We start from the raw sequence: 20,206 nt of genomic DNA, 5'->3' as shown, positions 1-20,206 counted from the left end.
GTTATAGGTCAAGATTCTTTTTTAGATCAGTTTTGGACAATATGTCATAAGAATACTTCGCTAAAGGTCGCTTTCCGAAGCTACCCATATCTCCGTAATTACCAATTATCACCCGCTTCAAAAACTCATTATTGATTCCAGCCTTTTTTCCTAAAAAGGCTTCTAATTCTGTTATTCTAGTTTTATTATAAAGTACAGACCTAAGTAATAATTCTTGAGCAATGTCTCTGTGATAACCGTGTAGTTGGGCAATTTGAAACGTTTGGTCTGAGTTCATGATTGCTTCTTTTTTGTCATCATCATCAGTTAAGGGCGTGAGTACAATGGTAAAATCTTCTATTTCAGGTATGATACTGACAAAGGGATCGGGTTTGTAGCTTATTTCGAAACGAAAGTCATCCGTATAATTGTGCTCATAAGGATGTATATGCTTATCCGTATAAAAATCTTTTGATCTTTTAAGATTCGAATTGCAAACATGGCAACTGGGAATCAAATTGTAAAGAGATATTGCTAAGAATGGATATTTGGATTTTGGATAAAAGTGGTCTATTTCTGCCCTAGTTCTTCCAAATTTACCGATGGAGGTATGAATGTAATTTCTATTACAATATGGGCATACATTAACTCCTAACTGTTCCGTTAACTTATAAGCATACCACTCCTCCTTTTCTCGAATAAAATCGTCATAGTCGAAAACAGATTGGATTCGCGAATAAAATTGTCCAAGTTCTGAGCTAAAATAGTTTTTTAGGGTATCGAATATCTTCTTGATATTCTTAATAGAAAAGATATCTATCTCATACCTCGACTCTAATTCAGGGGTATTTAATTTTTCAATTAAATCTGTAAAATTTTTATATAGTTGTTTTCGTGTTTTTATTACTATCGTTTTACCAATTGCAACTTCTGCTAGCCTATTTATTTGTACATACACATCGTCCCAATCTAAATAGTTTAAAAAGGCCTGATGATGAATGAGCAGGGGATATTTTTTAGCAAAATACGTCTGGTAATGTTCAATTTCTTTTCTTAGTTGATCCGGTGTGCCTAAGATTATTGATTGTAATATTGAATCATCTGTAAGTCTTAAAAAATATTGTCTTTCTTCGGGTGGGATGGAATTATCGTTAGAAAGAGCAATTAGATTAGAATATCCTGTAGAAGTCTTAAAGTACTTCAAATGGGATTGCATAATGGAATCCGTTATGGTACTTAAAAAAATCATTTTTGTCGAAGTTTTTCAATTTGTTGCATATGCCAGTCAATTTTTTTTTCATTAGAAAGCTGTTTAATTCTTGTCTCGAAAACTTCTAGTAACCGGTAACGTAATATTGGTTCGCCAATCATTTCAATTCTCTTTTTATAATTATTGACATTATCATCTATCATATTAGGTATGTCTTTTAATAATGTTTGAATTTTAATTTTTGCAAACTCACCAATAGACCCAGTGCTTAAGAAAAATTGGTTTGTAAAAAGTTGATGAATATTTCCGCCAAATGAAGAATCAGCGAATAGATGCTTCGTAGGTTCTCCAGATTCATTCAGTAGTAATATGTTTTCTTTTGGTAAGTCTGATATTAGGAATGGAGAGTGAGAGGTTAGAATAATTTGAATTTTACCAGTGTCAAAAATACTTGTAACAAATTCTATTAAGTCGTTAAGGAAGTTTTTCTGCCATTCAGGATGAAGGTAAAGATCACCCTCATCTATACAAATTAGCAAATTTTTAGAGCTACCAGTTATTTGAATAGCTAAATAATACAATTGAGAGAATAAGTTTAGATATGCTCGCATACCTGAACTTAATTGAGACCAATCATGAGATATCAACGTTTGAGTATTGAAAATTTCAGCTTTTTTATAAATAATAGATTTGAAATCTTCACTGAAGTCAACTATTATCGAATCTGTATTGTTCTCAACCACTCCAAAATCATATTGAGTATTTACTAATTCTTTTAGAAGTTGTTGGTAAAGTTCGAAATCATTACTAGATAATGATCCTAACTCCGTATATCCCACAAATTGTGTTAGAAATTTTGACACCTTTGGGTCTAATGAGGCAATTTTTTCTGCAAAGCCGGTTTTACCATCTATTTCAACTTTCTCTAGCAAAGGAGATATATTAATACCGTTATGGTATAAAAAACAAAGTAGGTTGATAGTTATTCCATATTTAAATTTATTATAATTCGATCCGTATTTGAGCGCTCTCCTATATCTAAGAATTACTCCCTTAATCTTTTGGTCTTCAGGGTCTGAATTACTTAACTCCGTGTAAGCTGTAGGGTAAAATACAAATCGTAGATTTTTGGTGTCCTGCTTTATTGAACTTAACCTTCGCAGTGTTTTGTCAAAAGATGGAGATGTAACGAATTTAATTTTATTTGATTGAAGTTTACTTAAATTCTTGAACGAAAAGTTGTGGACGGTGCTATCTTCAAATATATAATTTTTATTATCCGCAACATTTGAATAGAACATAGACTCCCATTCATCACTAGGATTTATTTTACTTAATTTAATCCCTTGGCAGCTAAGCATAGAAGTTTCCGTACCTCTCTTTTCTGTCCTGCCAAAGAAAAAGGGTTGACTGTTTTTTTTGAATAATAATATATAGTTATTTTTCAATTTACCTCTGCTACCACTACTAATTGCGGTGAGGATAAAATCAATCACATTGCTTTTTCCAGACGAATTCTTGCCGATAATCGCGGTGATGTTTGAAATTTTAGGATGAAAAAAATCATTTAAATAATGCTCATAATCCTCCTCAAATTCAAGTGTTCCATTTTTTTCTTTGAGTGCAAGTCCACCGCCTATAGAGGTCGCTGATATTTCATTTGAGATTTGGTCGTAGGTTAAAGAATACTGATTTGAGAAGTTAAATTCTTGTTGCTTTATATTTCTAAAATCATCTATCCATAAATAAATTAATTCCATTTTGACACAATTTTTAGAAGGTAACATACTATTTTGCCAGAAATTTATCTAGCAAAGATTTCAACTCTTCCAATCTTGGATATAATTTTTCCTTATGGTTGTCATAATAATTTTTTATTAAATGTATTTTGCTTGATTCAATAATTTCTTCTCTAAGGCTACTTTGTGAGTAATTTGCATTGATGTCGGTTAATAGTGAAGCCAAGAAAAGTATGTTCAAATCAATGTTACGATGAATTGGGAGTTCTTCGCTTTGTCTACTCCATTTATTGTTGACGTTTCGAAATACTTTTAATGAAATTTCTTTAACATTGTACTGTGCTTCTCCAATTGACAAATATTTGGCATCAGTTTGGCCAGCATATTTACTGTCGATTTTATCATAATTATCAACAGCAATAATAGGTTTATGTTTAAGGTGAGTTGGAATTTTAGTCATTATTTCGTTTCCTAGCTTTCAGAGTTATACCATTCAAAATGTCATAGATATTATTGACAATAGACTTTGCCGCACTGTTTTTAATACCAAGCAACAGTATAACTTTTTGTTTATTAACATCTAATAGTCTCTTAGGATCACTGATATACTCCCTCGGGAGCTTTGATTCAATCTTTTGCAATTCCCGTAACCTGATGTTAGGTTTTTTAAGCTCCCCCTCAGGATTATTAGTGAGATATTTCACGATTGTGTCTTTAATTTTTATCCATTCCATTGTTTAAAAACCTATATTCTCAATAAGAGACTTGATATGAGATTCATATATGTTTTTTCTCTCTATTAACTCTACTCTTACACTACCTCCACCAAACATAAACCATTATTCCCGTTCAGTTTTACGGGTAACCGTATTTGTCATTACTTTGCTAAATCATTTTATTTCTTACTTTTTTATTCTTTTAGATTAAATTAATTGAGTATTTATAAAATTATACTATATTTGTATTAGTTAATTATAGCGACACATAGGAGTGAGGTGTATCTCTTACTCTTTTACGATGTCACTCATGGTAGAAAACCGTCAAACTTTCCGTATGAGTAGATCGTGAGTTCGCTTTCTATTGGATTTTGCTATCTTCGAGATATCTATTCAATAGGGCGAACTTCATGTCAGTCTTTTGCGGAACTCAGACCTTCGGGCTGAGTGGTTCTTGACGGTACCTCTACCAAAAGCATTGGAGTTCGTCCTATTGGGTTATCACCCAATTTGATTACCTTCCTTTGCTTTTCGAGTCTACATCGTTACCCATAAACAGATGTATTATGACACGAGCAAAAACCATTTTTCACCACAGACCACAACCAATAAAGTATTGGTGTCCGTCGTATCCCGCTAACACACTTTTAAAGAACGTGAAATGCCCCCCGAATTAATCTTATGCTTGGTAGATATAGGCTAATGTTCGGTTTTCCTTCTTGCATTACAATTGTATCCTATTCACATCTTTATCTATCACATTTTTCATACAGTAGATAATGTGGTGCAATGGGAAATAGAATAAAGATTTTTAGCTCGATAATCGGCTATAATAGTGCTTTATTCACTTCCGTAATAAAAATAGTATTTATTAATAGCATTAACAAGAGTTAGAATATTTTATTATGTCCAGTGAATAGTATCGATGAAAGATCAACAAGATAACACTATAAAATCCGTTTGTTTGGGAGGTATGCTGTTTTTCAATAGCCTAAATTGTGTGCTTTTCAGTTCGATTTTATTTTAACTATTTTACTATGATTAGGAAGCCACATTAACCATTTTTTTACGACACGAAATATATAATTAGTAAAAGCCTAAGTTAATTTAGGTTTAACCCAATCCATTCCTATTAATCCCCCAAAAAAATGACGTTTTTATACGACTTAGCCGCGCTTTGGCCTAAACCAAAAAACAATTTTAAAGCCTTAGCAAGGCTTTCCATACTCCTTATGCTCAGTGCGTACCTGTTTATTCATCGTGCCGTTGCCCAGTCTCGCTCGGATAGCGCGGCTGGAGTTGAGGTTACAGAAGTAAGTCCCATTTTCATGGGAGAGAAGGTGCCGGATGAATTCTGGACTCAGGAGCATTTGTTTTACAGTGCAGGCGATACCATTCGAGGCACATTAGAGCAGTTTAAAGGCAAGCTGTTGATCCTGGACTTTTGGGCTACCTGGTGCGGTGCATGCCGAACAGGCTTTGCCAAACTGGATAAGTTTACCCAGCAATACCCTGATGATGTGGTCTTTGTGCTAGTGAATCCCTTGCAATACAAAGACTCTTTTGAAAAAATTGATCAGTGCTATAAGAATGTACTGCCTAAGATTGGCGGCACCAGTCTGCCCTCCATCATTTTTGATGAAAAGTTGATCGCACAGTTTCCCCACCGCTTAATACCCAACTACGTATGGATTTCTAAAAACGGCTTTATCCGGGCATTCACCGGCGGGGGCGGACTCGTGCAAGACATTATCGATTACCATATTGACAAACAAAACCTTTAAGCAGCTTACCCTATCAATATTATGAAAACAATATACTTACTTGCGCTGACCATGGCTCTTTCTTATCATACCGCGCGTGCCCAGCAGCTGCGCGGTCAGGTGGTCTCCAAACAGGATGGCGTGCCCATTCGTGGAGCCACAATCCGGCAGTTAGGCTTAGATAACTCTGCTATCAGCGATCTTCGTGGACGGTTCGTACTGGGAGTGCATCCTTCCAGAGAAAGGCGGTTTGTGATTGAACATCAAGGCTACCGAACTGTTACCACCGATGTTATGGATGCGGCCAGAGATACGTTAACGGTACAATTAGAAACCGAGCTGCGTTCGGTCGACTCGGTCACCATCGTCTCTACAGGCTATCAGCAGCTCCCACGCGAGCGCGCGACCGGTTCTTTTTCCATGGTTGATAAAGATCTCTTTAATCAGCAGGTTGGTCCGGATATTATCTCCCGGTTGCCCGCTATCGCTAGCAGCATTACGACCGATAACAGCCTGACTACGCCAAGACTGATGGTACGAGGACTATCCACCATTCAGGGACCCCGCGATCCGCTCATTGTGGTGGACAACTTTCCTTATGAGGGCGACATCCAAAACATCAACCCCAATATTGTCGAGAGCATCACGGTATTAAAAGACGCGGCAGCCTCGAGCATCTGGGGAGCTAGAGCGGCTAATGGGGTTATTGTGATCACCACAAAAAAGGGATCGTTTGATAGACCTATTTCTATAGAATTTAATAGCCATGTGACCATCACCTCCAAACCGGATCTGGGTTACATCCGGCAGATGTCTAGCGCAGACTACATCGATATGGAAGTAGAACTCTTTAATCGGGGGTTTTACAATAGCCGCATCGCTTCGGCAGCGAGACAGGTGCTCTCTCCGGTGGTAGATATGCTCAGCAAACTGCGCGAGGGATCGATGGACGCGGAGCAGGTAGATGCCGAATTACAGCGGCTGCGCGGCATAGACGCGCGCGATCAGCTGAACCAGCATATGTATCGAGCTGGAGTAAACCAGCAGTACTATTTAGGACTTCAAGGAGGATCTGAAAAACTGTCTTGGTCTTCGGCAGCAGGCTATGACCGTAATTTTGACAACTTAGGAGAAGGGTATAGAAGGATGAACCTACGATTTGAAAATACCTATAGACCAATCAAAGCCTTATCGCTACGTACCGGCATCTATTACACCGAGTCGGGCACCCGTTCGGGCAGACTGGGCTATAATGATATCTCGATGAACGGCGGTGTGTTTGTTCCTTATATGGAAATTGCAGACAAATATGGTCGGCCAATACCGGTATTTAACACCTGGAACAATAGCTTTATCAATTCGGCCGGGCAGGGGCTGCTGCAAGATTGGAACTACTATCCGCTAACCAACTGGCAGCACCAAACGAGTGCTAGCCGCGCGTCCAATATCCTAGCTACCGCGGCACTTGATTATGATATCCTGCCGGGGCTGAAAGCTTCGGTCAACTATCAGTTCGAGCGGCAGTACGATAGCGGCAGTACGCTCGCAGATCCGCAAAGCTATATGGCGCGCGACTTTGTGAACCGCTACACCCAAATCAATAATCAGGGTCAGGCTAGCTATCCCGTACCCAGGGGAGGCATCCATGATCTATCCAGCGGCATGCTCCGCAGCAACAATGTGCGAGGCCAGCTTGGCTATGATCGCAGTTTTGGTGAAGCGCACCATATCAGCGGAATTGTAGGGCTGGAAATGCGCTCGGTTGTCCGGCAGGCCGACCAGCATCGCCTTTATGGGTATAACCCGGATGATATGACCAGCGGACTGGTTGACTTCACGCGCAGTTACCCTGGTTTTGTCTCGGGTAGTAGCTTTATCCCCAACAACCAATTTGTATCAGCTACCCACACGCACTTTTTGTCGCAGTATGGTAATGCAGCCTACACCTACCGCGACAGGTATACGCTCTCGGGCAGCGTGCGCCGGGATGCCAGTAACCTGTTTGGATTAAACACGAACGACCAGTGGAATCCGTTTTGGTCGGTGGGCGGCGCCTGGAAAATTTCCGAGGAATCTTTTTTCCAATCGGATTTAATTAGTTACTTAAACCTCAGAGCTACTTACGGCTTTAGCGGTAATATTGATCCTGCGATGGTGGCGGTCAATACCATTCGCTATTTGCCCGGTAATTCCAACTACACGGGCAGACCGGTGGCCGTAGTCAATAATTATTATAATCCCTCGCTGCGCTGGGAGACTTCCAATATGATCAATCTGGCGGCTGATGTGCGTATGCTGGACAACCGTATCGTGGCTAGCGTGGAGTATTTTAGAAAAAAGGGCAGTGATCTGTTTGGTGCTGCGCCACTAGACTACACGACCGGCATTCCGCCATACACACTGCGTAATGTCGCTAGCATGTCGGGCAGTGGAGTAGATGTGGAATTAAAAACGATCAATATCAGCTGCGGCGGTTTGGAATGGTCAAGCATACTGAACTATAGTTTCTTTAAAGATCAGATTGAGGAGTACCTCATCAATCGTACCCTAGCTAACCAGTATGTCAATCCGGGCAACGTACCCATCTCTGGCGTGGCAGGCAGACCCGTTTATGCCGTATTTGCCTACCCATGGGCAGGCCTGGATTCCCAAAACGGAGCCGCACAAGGATACCTCGATGGAGAAGTTAGTACGGATTATCGGACGATTATTGGCGCGGGAACAACGCTGGAAGAGCTGGAGTTTTTCGGCTCGTCGATTCCGACCAGTTTTGGCTCTTTCATAAACTCCTTTTCTTACAAAAATATTAGCCTGCAGGTAGGTATCTCCTATAAGCTGGGTTACTGGTTTCGCAGAGGATCGATCCATTATACCAACCTGATGAATAGCTGGCGTGGCCATAGCGATTATGGCAATCGCTGGCAACAGCCCGGTGATGAGGACATCACAGATATTCCTGCTAATATGTACTCCACGGACTCCCAGCGGGATAACTTCTACGCCGGATCCGCCGCACTAGTAGAGCGCGGAGATCATATCCGCTTGCAGTACATCAATCTGAGCTACGGTTTGCCCCTGCAGGTTGCCGGAAAGCGGCAGCAAATATTGGTGTACTTGAATGCCAATAATCTAGGACTGCTCTGGCGAGCAAACAAGCAGGGTATCGATCCGGACTTTAATAATACGACCGGCACGCGATTAGTGCGGCCAGCAGGCTACACCATAGGGATGCGGGCAAACTTTTAAACTTACTATAACGATGGAATTACAAAGCAAACCATATAGAAATAGACGAACTGGATTATTTGCAAGATGGTCAAAACAGATCTTGCATGCGAAAGTCCTGCTGGTCTTAATCATCACGCTGTGCTCAGCGTGCAATAGCTTTCTGGAACAAAGGGCGGATCAGCGGTTATCTGTACCAACGACCGTGGCAGACTTTCAGGCCATGCTGGACAACTTCGGAAATATCAACAATGACTACACGGCAGCGGGAGAAGTGAGCGCGGCAGACTTCTATTTAAGTGATGCCGATGTGGGAGGGTTAGGATATGAAAGTGACCGCAGACTATACACCTGGCAAGCAGACTTTGTGGCACGGCCGCAGAGCTCTGGTGGCGATGAGTGGTACAACTGCTACTATGCGGTAAACATTTGCAATCTGGTACTTCAGGGTATGGAGGAGCAGAATCTGAGTGGGGTGCAGGCCGATCAGGTGCGCGGTCATGCTCTATATGTGCGGGCAAGCCGCTTTTTGGATGCTGCGCAGACTTGGTGCGTAGCCTATAACACGAGCACGTCTCAGCAAGAGCTGGGCATGGTACTCAAGCTTGATCCAGACCCCAATGTCCCATCCCAGCGCGCCACGCTGGAGCAAACCTACCAGCAGATCATCGACGATTTAGCACTTTCTATTACACTTTTGCCAGAGCTTCAACCGGGAAAGACAGCGCCCACAAAAACCGTGGCGCTAGCGATGTTAGCTAGGACGTATTTGTACATGGGCGATTATAGCTCAGCCCTTGATCGCCTGAATGAAATTGATTTATCGAGTTTGAGGCTGATTGATTTCAATACCCTCAGCGAAGCACCGCTTTATCCCATTCCTGTAACCACCAATAGTAGTGAGGAACTACTGCTATGGAGCAATACGCTCTATGGCGGCGCGCTGAGTATAAGCGTTGCCAAGATAGTACCCGAGTTATATGATAGCTACACCGCGCACGATCTGCGAAAGCGCATCTATTACGGGGCAAACCCGGATGGTACGTACTTCTTCCGAGGTGGCCATACCGGGGCGATGAATGTAACTAACGGGATAAGCGCAGCCGAGATACTACTAATGGTTGCAGAATGCAAGGCGCAACAGGGAGATATTGGCGGCGCAGCCGAAGCACTAAATCAGCTTTTAGTCACGCGTTACCAGAGGGCAAATTTTACACCGTACACGTTTAGCGATAGAAATACTGCACTAGCTATTATCAGAGAGGAACGTCGTAAAGAGTTGGTGATGCGCGCGCTGAGATGGCCGGATATAAAAAGGTATAATCGGGATGGAGCAGGAATCACGCTGGAAAGAGTTACCGATGGTCAGCGTTACCGACTACCGCCAAATGATCCGCGTTATGCCATTGCCATTCCAGAGGAAGTGATTGCGCTATCGAATATTCAGCAGAATCCGCGCTAAGCAAATTCAGCAGCTATGTTGTTCAGAAAAAAGGAAAATCTAATTAAGCACTACCTGAATACTAAAGCGGAGTTAAGAACTTGGAAACCCGATCATGTCACTTTGCTTGAGGGATTACTTCTGCAGGAGATTGATGTGCCCGATGAAGACTTTCTTGTTAGGGGTAGCATGCTATTTGCAGCGGTTAGTGATTGGATCAAAAACAACGGAGATCTTCTGGATGTGATAAGGGCAATTAGTGATACCAGAATACAGAATAGGAGCTAACTCAGGAAAACTTGATTATTATTGGATCAGACGCCCACATTTCTCAGAATCCTACAATCAAATTATAAAGATATTATCGAACAGCGTTTTTGTAAATTTTCGACCTGTTTATAGCTCTATTAAAGGAAAGCCATAATGGAAAAGATCAGTATATGATTTCGTGACGAGTGAAAGGCTGATTTTTTGAAAAACAAGTTTTTTAGAACAGCCCAATTCCCGCACGGTAGCCTGAGCCTTCCAGAATCGAACCCTTGGGTGCTCATCCTGTTCAACGTATTGCTGTTTGCAGGTTTAAAGGCGATTAGTTCTTCTACAGGACTAATCGCCTTTACGGTAAAGTTATTATCTAAAAGATGCTTTTCGGCGATGGTAAGGACTTGTTTTACGGATTTGGCTCTACTGTCATATGCTCCGAGATCAGGTAATTGAAATTAAGGATTTTGTTCATTTCTGCTATATCTGAGGCATTTTGCATTTGCGAAGCAGAGACATCTCCGTAAATAAATACATGAGTCTTGCCGACCAGGTAATACTTTAGGGTGACGAAAGATTGGACGAAGGGCTTGTCTTCTTCAAAGTCGTAACTGATGGTATAGCCTACTATCGCGTCTTTCTCCTTTTTGACCACCACGAGTTGGGTATTTTCTGCCACAAAACTTTCCAGATCAAAAGGAGTCGGGTCGGTAGAGAGCCAAAGCGTCAGCTGTTTCAGGCCATAATCCTCCGCATGCTCTATATCGTAAATTTTCGAATGATCTTTGAAGGTGCCAATTTTTATGGGACCAAATTTTTCATTCTTAAGATCGCCGGATTCCCATAACGCTATTTTTTCGGGTATACGCAGCACGATGTCGCTATCATACGTATCGTCAAATATGGTATCGACCTTTGTAGCCAGTTTTTTCATCGGCTCCAACACGATGGGCGAATCCTTCGCCAAGGTTTGTTTGTAGGCTTCTATTTTATCTGCAATAGTTTTTCGATATGCAATAGCCTCTTCCAAGTCTTTTTTGTAGGCTTCCTGATCTATCTTTTCAAATTCCATTATCGTGTTTTTTGATTTAGAATTGGTTGCGTTATCTACGAATTTGATGAGAAAGCTATTTCCCTGGAAGTGATGATCGTACATCTCATAATAATCCTTGCCCGTAATCTGCAGCTGGCTTAGTTGCTTAAAATCGTTCAAGCCGATAGCGAATTTTTCAGGCCATTCAAAATATAGGCTATCATTGCGTTTCACGAAGTGAAAGTTATAATCTGCTATCTCCTCCATGGACATTGCGGTCAGTCCGAGGAATGGTTCACCGTCTTCTCTATGGATGCTCTTGATACGCCAAAAGGATTCACTTTCCTGCGCACAGGATTGTAAGGCTATGGTGGAAGTAAGTACGAGTGTAAGCATAATTAGTGTTCTCATCGTGTTGTTTTATTAAGGAAGTATAAACAGATAAAATTGATAAAGGCTAATGCAATCCGAAAAGTGTACGCCGCATCATTTACATACCATTCGCTTTCCCAAATGTAACATTTACCACGATGACCGTATCCAACGATTTATTATTTACAAGAAGTGATTTACGATTCGTCTTGGTGCTGCTTTGTACAGCAGTTCATAAATGGGCAACAGCGAATTGTAAATGCGCTGCGTGATATTGATCAATTAGCTTTAATTTAATCATTCATAATAACATCAAAACCGACAGGAGTAAAGCATATATGAAATCTACTCAAATAATAATCTTCAGTTCACTAGTGGCACTACTTATCATGAATAGCTGCATCGGGCAGCCGAAATCTTTAGCGACGTCGGTATTATTTTTGGACAACTTTGATTTTTCGACTTAGGTAAGCATATTATTGCCTGCCGATACGAAAGACAATACCTATTCGGAAATGTACAATGTGAAAAACACCGCACTGCAAAAGTTCATTAGCCGAGAGAATGATTACACCGACGAGGGAAAGCCGCTGTGGGTAGAATATCGACAATTCTCCTCTAGAAGCAGCGATGAGATAGCGACATACGGCGACTTTGTATTCAACACCTTCAATATGGTGGTGAGTCTGGAAGAAGACATGATGGTGTTTAACGCCATCGCTTCCGATCTCACGCAGCAGCAGAGCGATCAATTTATACAATTGTTAAACAAAGAACACGGTACGGCCGAAAAATCGGAAGGCGAGTTTATGGATTCTTTTGAGGTGTATACTTGGGCATTGAAGGATAGGGTCTTGAAATATGTGCCGCTGTACGACAATGAGGAGAGTACGCTCGTCGTGATGAAAGAAAAAGAAAATAACACGTTGCAAGCAGGGGAAAAACATCCACATTATCGGGAGCTCTTTTACATTATACAGGCGAAGTATGCTGAACAGGTTATCGGCCAGTTTCATACCGGCGATCTCTTGTATTGTCAATAAATACGATCCTTGCAGCGCTAATTGTAAACGCCTAGATGCGAATCGTAAACAGGAAATAGAAGATTATGGTTTATCGCTTAAATTTCGACTCAACATAATAGAAATAGCCATGAGTAATGTATACGGTATAGCAAAATCTTTCTGGATACTTTGTTGTCTGGTTTTGCCTTTATGGACTAATGCGCAAGATCATCTTGTAGAAGAAAAGACCAGCCAAGCGATGATCCATTATCAGGATGAGGAATATGCACGTGCGGCACAGCTTTATGAAGAACTATTAGAAAAAGATTACAACAATGCATACCTGCTGTCGCAATGTGGATTGTGCTATTATCTACAACAGGAATTCCAGCTCGCCAAAGAAAAATTCAGGTTGGCCACCTTGTATGCTAACGTAGACGACAAGGAAACGCTGGCGCTATACCATTCCAATTTATCGGCAGCCTATTCCAACTTAGATGAGGACGAGCAAGCATTTGAACATGCAGTCAAGGCGTATTATATGGATAAAGAAAGGTTGTGGAATGCGGCTTCTATGGCGCAAAATATCGCGCGATACGACGACTGCCTCAAACTCATGAACGAGGCGGATCCCACGACATTGCACAATGCTTTCCAAACCTTGTACGGGAGATCCTATTATCAAAAACAAGAATATAGGACAGCGATAAAGCATTACAAAACCTTTTTCGACCGCTATGATCCTAGCGATGATACGGTGCCGCTTATCATAAAAGACGATCGCAACTTTTACCTCTATTCCTGCTTGTATCTATTGGCGCAAAGTACGGACGAAGACGAACAAGGACAAATCATGCAGCAGATTGTGGATGCGCAACAGGCGCATCCGATGGTGTTTTATCGACAAGATATGCTTGCTTTCTTCACTGCACCAAAAAATATCTGTAAAACCTACCAACTCCGTCCCGAATTGTCTAAACGACTCTATCGTTCATGGATAAAGGAAGCCAATAAGTATGACGACCTCTTATTTAGCTTTTATGCGCTCGACGCTTTTGAGGAGACGTATGCACTAAGCACTGATTATCTAAAAGATGATGTTGGGGAAATTGAATTGGAATTTCGACAGATTCAGTTTTTTTCTGCGCTGCAGTTGTATCTCCAAGATGCTGTAAAGAGCGAGCACAAGCAAGACTCCGGTAAAATTCAGGAGTTGCTGCGCCTGTTTGATGGATTTTTTGAAGCGGATAAAACCTATAGTTTCGAAGAATTTGTAGCGATCCCAAGGGTCGAAAATCTGATCGAAGGTCTGCTTTTGGCTTTTCGTAGCAATTATCGTCATGATGAGGACAAAAAGAGATTAGCGCCCATACAGATGAAATTCATCGAAAGGCTACCCAATCCTGATTTAAGAGATAAGATCATAGATGATCTGGGGATGAAACAGCTGCTAACCGAAAACAACTAACGATGAATAGAGGAACGGAAAATAAGCGAATATCCAATGGGATGATCTACGGCATTATCGCATGCGTGGTGATTGCTGGAGTAGCATTTGGTCTGTATACATTCAGCCAATCAAATAAAACAGCCATGCCAAAGCCTACAGTTGCCGATTCGACAACCGTAGCGGATAGCGCAAAAACAAAAGTGCTGGAAGAGTTGCACCATCAGGATTCTGTGCCTTCTCGCTTACCCATAGCATGGGATGGGGACAATGGGCCTTGGACTGCTTACCGAATAATTGGGCACACCAGCGATTTAGTAGATCGGGATCTTAAGTTCGGTGACAAGGTGTGGGTGGATGACGAGCAATCCAAAGAAGCGTATAAGGTAGTGCTTGCTCGACCAGATGTGGATCATAGCAGCCAATCGACTTTCCGACTGAATGCCGATCTGTTGATTGAGGAATATCGATTCGATAGGTATAGAACCAATTTCTCTTTGGCGCCATTTACCACATTGCCATCTGGTGTCAAAAAAATCCTATTGGATGACCAGTATAGCGACGGCAATTCCTATAGCCTCACGCAGAATGAAGCTCGCTCTAAGTCTTCCGTCGCTTTAGGGGATTTTGACGAAGATGGCATACAGGATGTCGCCGTGATAGTAGATAATAATGAAAAGCAGATCAGTCGCTTATTGATATTTTGTTCCAATAAAGTGACTCACCAGCCGTACGTTGCTTTTGCCGAAAACTATACCGACAAGATGCGAATTCGCTCTTTTCGAGAAAAAGCAAAGATCTACCTCAATACCAGCGAATTTGTGCCAGCGCCCAGAGATGGTGTGATCCTGACGGCAGATGATGTGGTGCTCGCTATTGTATATGATACCGAGTCGCAAAAATTCAAAACCTATTTTCAAGAATAATAGGCCGTGAGACACAAATCAGCATTTTTTGAACAGCAGGAGTGGCACAGCAGCAGCATTATCAAAGAATCACCCAGAAAGAAGTATATCCAAGTGCGGAAATTTATAGAACACGAAATTCGGAATTTACGAATACTTAGAAATAGCGCGTTGTGCATGCTGTTGTTGGTCGACCTACTATTGGTTAGCCTGTTTATCTACGCTATTTATTCTGTATATCAGCACAGGGAGTTACAAGTTCCTTTTTTGGCATATAGTTTCCCTACCGTATTGTCTTTACAAGGCATTTTGTTGCTGGTATTTGCTCCGCTGATGTGGGTGATTTACAATCGCTTTCAGTTCATCTTGGTCGAAATAAAAAATCTGAATGAGGAATTTGCGCTGCTCTACAAAGAATATTGCCAGCAGATACCGCGCTTCTTTTCTACTCCGCCACAGTACCTGATCTCTCAGAAGGGATTGCTAGTATTTAAGAATTTTAAACGCTTTGTTTTCAGGCCGCACGCCATTCAGCGGATCGCTATTCGCAGGGTAAATTGGGGTCGCTTCGGGAAAAGATGCCAGGTACGTATTTATCAAGAGGATAAGCTTATTACTTCGATCAGTTATGCTACGCTTTATCCGGAAGAAGTTGATTTTCTAAAACAGCATATTGTATTTATCAATAGAGCTATTGTAGTAGAAGACGAGGTATAAAATTATTGAAGATAGATATAGTATATTCCATTAGAATGCGTATTGGCTCATGCCGATCAATAAAATGAATGTGATGAAGAAAGTGATTAAATATGTGCTGCCTGTTGTTGTTCTCTTAGTGATTGCAGTCTCTGTTTTCAAGAAAGTAAATATCAATCCTAATCTATCGGTTGGTGATCGGATAGACAGTCTGAACGGCGTGTATGTATATTATAATGGAGGTGTGAGCCACACCGGCGATCGCAATACCGCGGTGGATGGCTACAATCTGGGAATCACATATCAATGTGTAGAATTTGTAAAGCGGTATTATTACGAGTACTATGGCCATAAAATGCCCGATAGCTACGGCAACGCTAAAGACTTTTTTGATCCGACATTGGCAGATAGTACGTTGAATACCAAGCGAGCATTGGAACAGTTTGCTAATCCAAGTAAAAGCAGGCCACGGGAAGGTGATTTGGTCGTGTATACACCCACGCTATGGAATCGTTATGGTCACGTCGCCATTGTGTCGTCGGTAAGCAACGATTTCGTGGAAATTATCCAACAAAACCCAGGTCCATTCGCGGCGGCGAGAGAACGCTATCGCGTGCTAAAAGATGAAAATAATTGGCAAATAGTCAATCCGAGAATACTCGGCTGGCTACGGATGCCCCCATATGAAAATATAGGAGATCCGATATGAAAGGCATCAAATACCTCAGAAATTCGCTGTTTATTCTCTTTACTGGCTGTGCGGTATGCTTGCTTTGGTTCGTGCTGCCGGCACACCTCGCGTGCAGAACTCGTTTTGAAGGGGAGTCGGTCACGACGATCTGGGGAGATACCGTATCTTGCCATGGCGAATCGATGGATAGTATATCCGCTTATTTGCAACTCATGATTGGTTGCCTGCTTGTACTGGTATTGCTTCTATTACTTTGTCAACTTTTATTAAAGAAAACCGTATGAAATACATCCTATTGCTGATCCTTATGATGAGCAACACTATACTTCTGCAGGCACAGCAAAAGCCATATATACCACAAGGTGATGATTGGAAAAAAGAGATCAGTGGGCAGTACGGTCATTTAGAGGGTGTTTCCTTGTTTGAGGATGGTACCTTTATGCTGTACGGTTACGCTACGCTAGTTTTTGGGACGTATCAAAAAGATGCGGACCACTTAAAATTCACCACGGAAAAACTCGATACCGTGCAGGTCTTTGGGCATCATAATCCCAACTTAACTGGTAAATCGACAATGGTTTTTAGCGGATTTGAAAGAGGAGGGAATTTTGTGCAATTCGACCGAGAGATGCCGCAAAGGGTTTTCAATGAAAATGCCAATTGCTTCGACAGTCCTTTTATTTTTAATGCCCCAATGATACCGTCCGATGGCAAGATCATCATCGTGTCTGGTTGGGAAGGTGAAGAAACCCATGCTTGGAGTTTTAACAATGACCAGCAGCTCAATGAATTTGTTTTTGTACACAATCAGCCAAAACGCGCATACCAAGATTTCTTAGGTGGTTTCTACCATGATAAAGATGGAAACCTATGTATCCAATTGTCCAATTATGGTGGCGAAAAAGGTTATACAAGACGCTACGCCGGTACCGAAAATGATCAGTGGAACGATATACTTGATATGAAGCGCCAGTATGCAGGAACGGATGATTTCGATGCCAAATACTTTGTGAATGTGAGTTATGCTACTTTCTCCGAAGTAGATTTGTCCCAATATACCTTTGATGAAAGCGGTAACGAGTATATTAAAATCGATAGCGAAGAAAACAATGACTATTACGATCAAAACCCCTATAATGATGATCGTGTATTGCGGAAATTAGAACGCCTGTCTTTACGTGTGGCTACAGATGTAGTGCTATCGACAGACAAAATAAAACCCGGCAGCATTTTCTATACGACCTGCGAAGAACCCGAAAAATCCTACAAAAGCCCTAATCATGTCCAACAGGAGGAAGTAGAGAGCGAGACACTCATCACGATTCCTCCGGTACCGATACCGGATAGAGATTAACCAGAAGAAACCTGCAACAGGCAGTAGATCTATACCAAAAGATAAAGCTGGATAAGCGAATTTAAAACCTCTTATTGCGGATTGTAATTGCTTCGCAACCTTTTCACCTATATGTGGTAATATTAGTCAACAATAGATTTTTAAACTGCAACTGGAAAGGATGGCCAAACGAATTACCGCTTTAAAATGTCCGCAATGTGGAAGTGTCAAAAAACAATCCGTCAAGGAGGATCATTATATCTGTAATCATTGCGATACCGAATACTTTTTGGATAATGATGATATCAATGTTAATCATCACCAAAGAAGAATTTGATCAGAAGAAGGCCACCTATTTGTCCAACTTATAAACCATTCACATTATGAAATATTTCATCGTAGTAGTGTTTATCCTATCGCTTTTGGGCGTTTGTTTTCTCTGCTTAAATTACCTCTGGGCTTGGTTTCCGGTGGATTACGGGCAGGTGATGAAAATCATACTTTCCGGCTTGATTTTGTTGTTGGTGCTGACGGGTTTGGCCATGTTGTTTAGTAGCGCCTTAGGCGAAAATCCAAATCATCCCAGCGTTGGAAAGAAATAAGATGCGATTGTTTTCCACGAAAGTAATGGTCTGCACTGTAGCCGTGTTTGTGTTACTCACCACGTTGTTCACCGTCGTATTCATTATGAAGTTTAGTTTCGGTGCGAAGATCGGCATGGCCACGCTGCACAATATCGTGATCGAACGCGCGATATACCTCACTATTCCGATTGCGATAGCCTATTGGTCTATCCACAATATGATTATTCATGTACGGCATTTCTGGACCTTAATGGCATCTATTGTGTTGATTCTCATTGGGCTCAGTGCCGTATTATACTATTTTTACCTGTTCTATATCGTGGTGCCCTTGTTTTTGGAAAATCCATTTGTAGACTGATACATTACTTGTTGACTTAAATAGATGATGATAAAACTAATCTTTTTCATGTCGCTATTGACGACGGCATTTTTAGTACAAAATTGCCATTCGAGTGCTGTTCATCCATCGGCAGGAAATCGTCCTCGTCCAGATTGGTTGAAGTCGGAGCTGCATCATGTAGTCACGATTGAGCAAAGCAATACAGCGACACAGGAAGGTTTTTTTCTGATTGATCATGCGCTTTCTTGTGATGCCGCGAGCGTCCCAGTATTTTTTATTCAGGCGCATATCCCATTCGCCGTATTTAGGGATTTGGAAGGATTCTATCCCGAGTTGCCCGAATTTATACTCGTGATTCCGGATTGGGAATTTTATAATAAAATAGCGGAAGAAGCTACCAAAAATGGGATCTCCATCGAACCTGCCACCACCAACTATTATTACCAAGTGAGCAGAGCTAATGGATCGGTGACGGTGGATGAGTATCACATTTCTGGCGATGGACATCCGCAGTTTAATTTTGAAAAGCCTGTCGCCTCGAAAGCGGATCTCGTGGTCTATCGTACAGAACAGTATGGGGCGATCTGCTGTCCGCGAGATGAAAGACATGCACTGTCGGACAAGGATGCCACATTTATCCAAGGCTATGAAAAGCAACATGGCGTAAAAATTAAAGGAACTTATAGACAGAATAGGGGCGATGAGGGCGAATATAGTACGTACTACACGCTGCAAGGTTTATCCGCAAGAGAGCGCTTAGCCTTTCTACTCGCTAAGAATACACAATGGCAATGGAATAATCAAGGCGTATTCGATCCGCAAACGCCCCGAATCATTACGCCAACACGCGTACTACGCGCAATTGAGGAATATAGTAAGATACAATTGATCACCTATTAATACGCAATACTATGCTGCAGCCTGTTCTATTTCTCCTCATCATTAGCATCTCACTTAGTGCTTGTCAACAACAGAGCGATCCTGCCAGAAGCAAAAACAGTAAGGAAGAGAACCAAGCTTTACTAAACTTACTTGCTGACAATATGCACGCAAGCATCACCGACATGACCGAAAGACAGCGTGAGCCGACTAATCAATGGTTATTAGTGAGTTATTATCCGTTATCTGCCCATGAGCTAGCAGCGTTGCAATCTGTCGCAGATCAAGAAGGCAGTTTCGCAACCGGTTTGGTGGATGGCATCACCTGCAGGATAGTGAGTATGCAACTTCGTGACGAAAATGGAGTAGACATCACCCTGGCAGATACGAGTCAATACCCACTGTATGTACAGCGATTTGGATTGTGGGAACACGAGGAGAAATTGTGTCAAAATGTGGGCATTCAAATTCGTACGCTTGCGCCATTTTCTAGCTTGACTGGCCATATCGAGCTTCGGCTTCAGTTAGAAGACGACGCGGTAAGCGTAATACCTGTAAACATCAGCATAAATGATGTGCTGTAGCGGT

The 20,206-nt window shown here is 41.6% G+C and carries 19 protein-coding genes; 15 read left to right on the top strand and 4 right to left on the bottom strand.

The window, feature by feature from the left end; translation table 11 throughout:
- Position 1: 1 nt before the first annotated feature.
- Genes M8998_RS03945 through M8998_RS03935 form a run of 3 tightly spaced genes read right to left on the bottom strand, consistent with a single transcriptional unit; the run spans position 2 to position 3,388 of the window.
- A complete protein-coding gene (locus M8998_RS03945) occupies positions 2 to 1,228 on the bottom strand; it encodes an HNH endonuclease family protein (protein WP_249990804.1) in 1,227 nt (408 codons plus the stop codon).
- Positions 1,225 to 2,949, bottom strand: a complete 1,725-nt coding sequence (locus M8998_RS03940) for an AAA family ATPase (RefSeq protein ID WP_249990802.1) — start codon at positions 2,947 to 2,949, stop codon at positions 1,225 to 1,227. Before M8998_RS03940 ends, M8998_RS03945 begins: the two co-directional genes overlap by 4 nt.
- Before the next feature lie 28 nt (positions 2,950 to 2,977).
- Entirely contained in the window at positions 2,978 to 3,388 is a 411-nt protein-coding gene (locus M8998_RS03935) for a DUF6530 family protein (protein WP_249990801.1), read from the bottom strand.
- 1,404 nt (positions 3,389 to 4,792) lie between these two features.
- Here M8998_RS03935 and M8998_RS03930 point away from each other — a divergent pair.
- From M8998_RS03930 to M8998_RS03915, 4 genes are read left to right on the top strand one after another with little or no spacing between them, the layout of a single operon-like run.
- Positions 4,793 to 5,428, top strand: coding sequence for a TlpA family protein disulfide reductase (locus tag M8998_RS03930; protein WP_249990799.1), 636 nt, complete (start codon positions 4,793 to 4,795; stop codon positions 5,426 to 5,428).
- Positions 5,429 to 5,449: 21 nt separating this feature from the next.
- Positions 5,450 to 8,653: a SusC/RagA family TonB-linked outer membrane protein gene (locus tag M8998_RS03925; RefSeq protein WP_249990798.1), complete on the top strand. Its 3,204-nt coding sequence runs from the start codon at positions 5,450 to 5,452 to the stop codon at positions 8,651 to 8,653.
- A gap of 13 nt (positions 8,654 to 8,666) precedes the next feature.
- Positions 8,667 to 10,094 (top strand): RagB/SusD family nutrient uptake outer membrane protein, encoded by a 1,428-nt coding sequence (locus tag M8998_RS03920; protein WP_249990796.1) that lies wholly within the window; start codon positions 8,667 to 8,669, stop codon positions 10,092 to 10,094.
- A 15-nt stretch (positions 10,095 to 10,109) separates the two neighbouring features.
- The gene (locus M8998_RS03915) at positions 10,110 to 10,361 is read left to right on the top strand and encodes a hypothetical protein (protein WP_249990795.1); all 252 of its coding nucleotides are present in this window, start codon (positions 10,110 to 10,112) and stop codon (positions 10,359 to 10,361) included.
- Positions 10,362 to 10,743: 382 nt separating this feature from the next.
- Here the strand turns inward: M8998_RS03915 and M8998_RS03910 are convergent, their stop codons facing one another.
- The gene (locus M8998_RS03910; protein WP_249990793.1) at positions 10,744 to 11,778 is read right to left on the bottom strand and encodes a hypothetical protein; all 1,035 of its coding nucleotides are present in this window, start codon (positions 11,776 to 11,778) and stop codon (positions 10,744 to 10,746) included.
- A gap of 476 nt (positions 11,779 to 12,254) precedes the next feature.
- Here M8998_RS03910 and M8998_RS03905 point away from each other — a divergent pair, with 476 nt between their 5' ends.
- The 11 genes from M8998_RS03905 (at position 12,255) to M8998_RS03855 (ending at position 20,202) form a co-directional block, all read left to right on the top strand.
- A complete protein-coding gene (locus tag M8998_RS03905) occupies positions 12,255 to 12,782 on the top strand; it encodes a hypothetical protein (protein ID WP_249990792.1) in 528 nt (175 codons plus the stop codon).
- Positions 12,727 to 14,211 carry a tetratricopeptide repeat protein gene (locus M8998_RS03900; protein WP_249990791.1) on the top strand — a complete coding sequence of 495 codons (1,485 nt, stop codon included), beginning with the start codon at positions 12,727 to 12,729 and terminating at the stop codon, positions 14,209 to 14,211. Before M8998_RS03905 ends, M8998_RS03900 begins: the two co-directional genes overlap by 56 nt.
- Positions 14,212 to 14,213: 2 nt before the next feature.
- Positions 14,214 to 15,116, top strand: coding sequence for a hypothetical protein (locus M8998_RS03895; protein ID WP_249990789.1), 903 nt, complete (start codon positions 14,214 to 14,216; stop codon positions 15,114 to 15,116).
- A gap of 6 nt (positions 15,117 to 15,122) precedes the next feature.
- A complete protein-coding gene (locus M8998_RS03890) occupies positions 15,123 to 15,812 on the top strand; it encodes a hypothetical protein (protein ID WP_249990788.1) in 690 nt (229 codons plus the stop codon).
- A 73-nt stretch (positions 15,813 to 15,885) separates the two neighbouring features.
- Positions 15,886 to 16,500 carry a CHAP domain-containing protein gene (locus M8998_RS03885; RefSeq protein ID WP_249990786.1) on the top strand — a complete coding sequence of 205 codons (615 nt, stop codon included), beginning with the start codon at positions 15,886 to 15,888 and terminating at the stop codon, positions 16,498 to 16,500.
- Positions 16,497 to 16,766 carry a hypothetical protein gene (locus M8998_RS03880; protein ID WP_249990785.1) on the top strand — a complete coding sequence of 90 codons (270 nt, stop codon included), beginning with the start codon at positions 16,497 to 16,499 and terminating at the stop codon, positions 16,764 to 16,766. The genes M8998_RS03885 and M8998_RS03880 overlap by 4 nt, the downstream gene beginning before the upstream one ends.
- Positions 16,763 to 17,836 (top strand): hypothetical protein, encoded by a 1,074-nt coding sequence (locus tag M8998_RS03875; RefSeq protein ID WP_249990784.1) that lies wholly within the window; start codon positions 16,763 to 16,765, stop codon positions 17,834 to 17,836. The genes M8998_RS03880 and M8998_RS03875 overlap by 4 nt, the downstream gene beginning before the upstream one ends.
- Positions 17,837 to 18,198: 362 nt before the next feature.
- Positions 18,199 to 18,417, top strand: a complete 219-nt coding sequence (locus M8998_RS03870) for a hypothetical protein (protein WP_249990783.1) — start codon at positions 18,199 to 18,201, stop codon at positions 18,415 to 18,417.
- Between the two features lie 25 nt (positions 18,418 to 18,442).
- A complete protein-coding gene (locus M8998_RS03865) occupies positions 18,443 to 18,757 on the top strand; it encodes a hypothetical protein (RefSeq protein WP_249990782.1) in 315 nt (104 codons plus the stop codon).
- A 24-nt stretch (positions 18,758 to 18,781) separates the two neighbouring features.
- The gene (locus tag M8998_RS03860) at positions 18,782 to 19,639 is read left to right on the top strand and encodes a hypothetical protein (RefSeq protein ID WP_249990781.1); all 858 of its coding nucleotides are present in this window, start codon (positions 18,782 to 18,784) and stop codon (positions 19,637 to 19,639) included.
- A gap of 11 nt (positions 19,640 to 19,650) precedes the next feature.
- Positions 19,651 to 20,202 carry a hypothetical protein gene (locus M8998_RS03855; RefSeq protein WP_249990780.1) on the top strand — a complete coding sequence of 184 codons (552 nt, stop codon included), beginning with the start codon at positions 19,651 to 19,653 and terminating at the stop codon, positions 20,200 to 20,202.
- Positions 20,203 to 20,206 lie beyond the last annotated feature (4 nt).

Origin of the sequence: Sphingobacterium sp. lm-10, assembly GCF_023554555.1 — a bacterium.
Taxonomy (GTDB): Bacteria; Bacteroidota; Bacteroidia; order Sphingobacteriales; family Sphingobacteriaceae; genus Sphingobacterium.
Note: the sequence above shows the minus strand (reverse complement) of the source record. Positions and strands in the feature narration are given on the sequence as shown.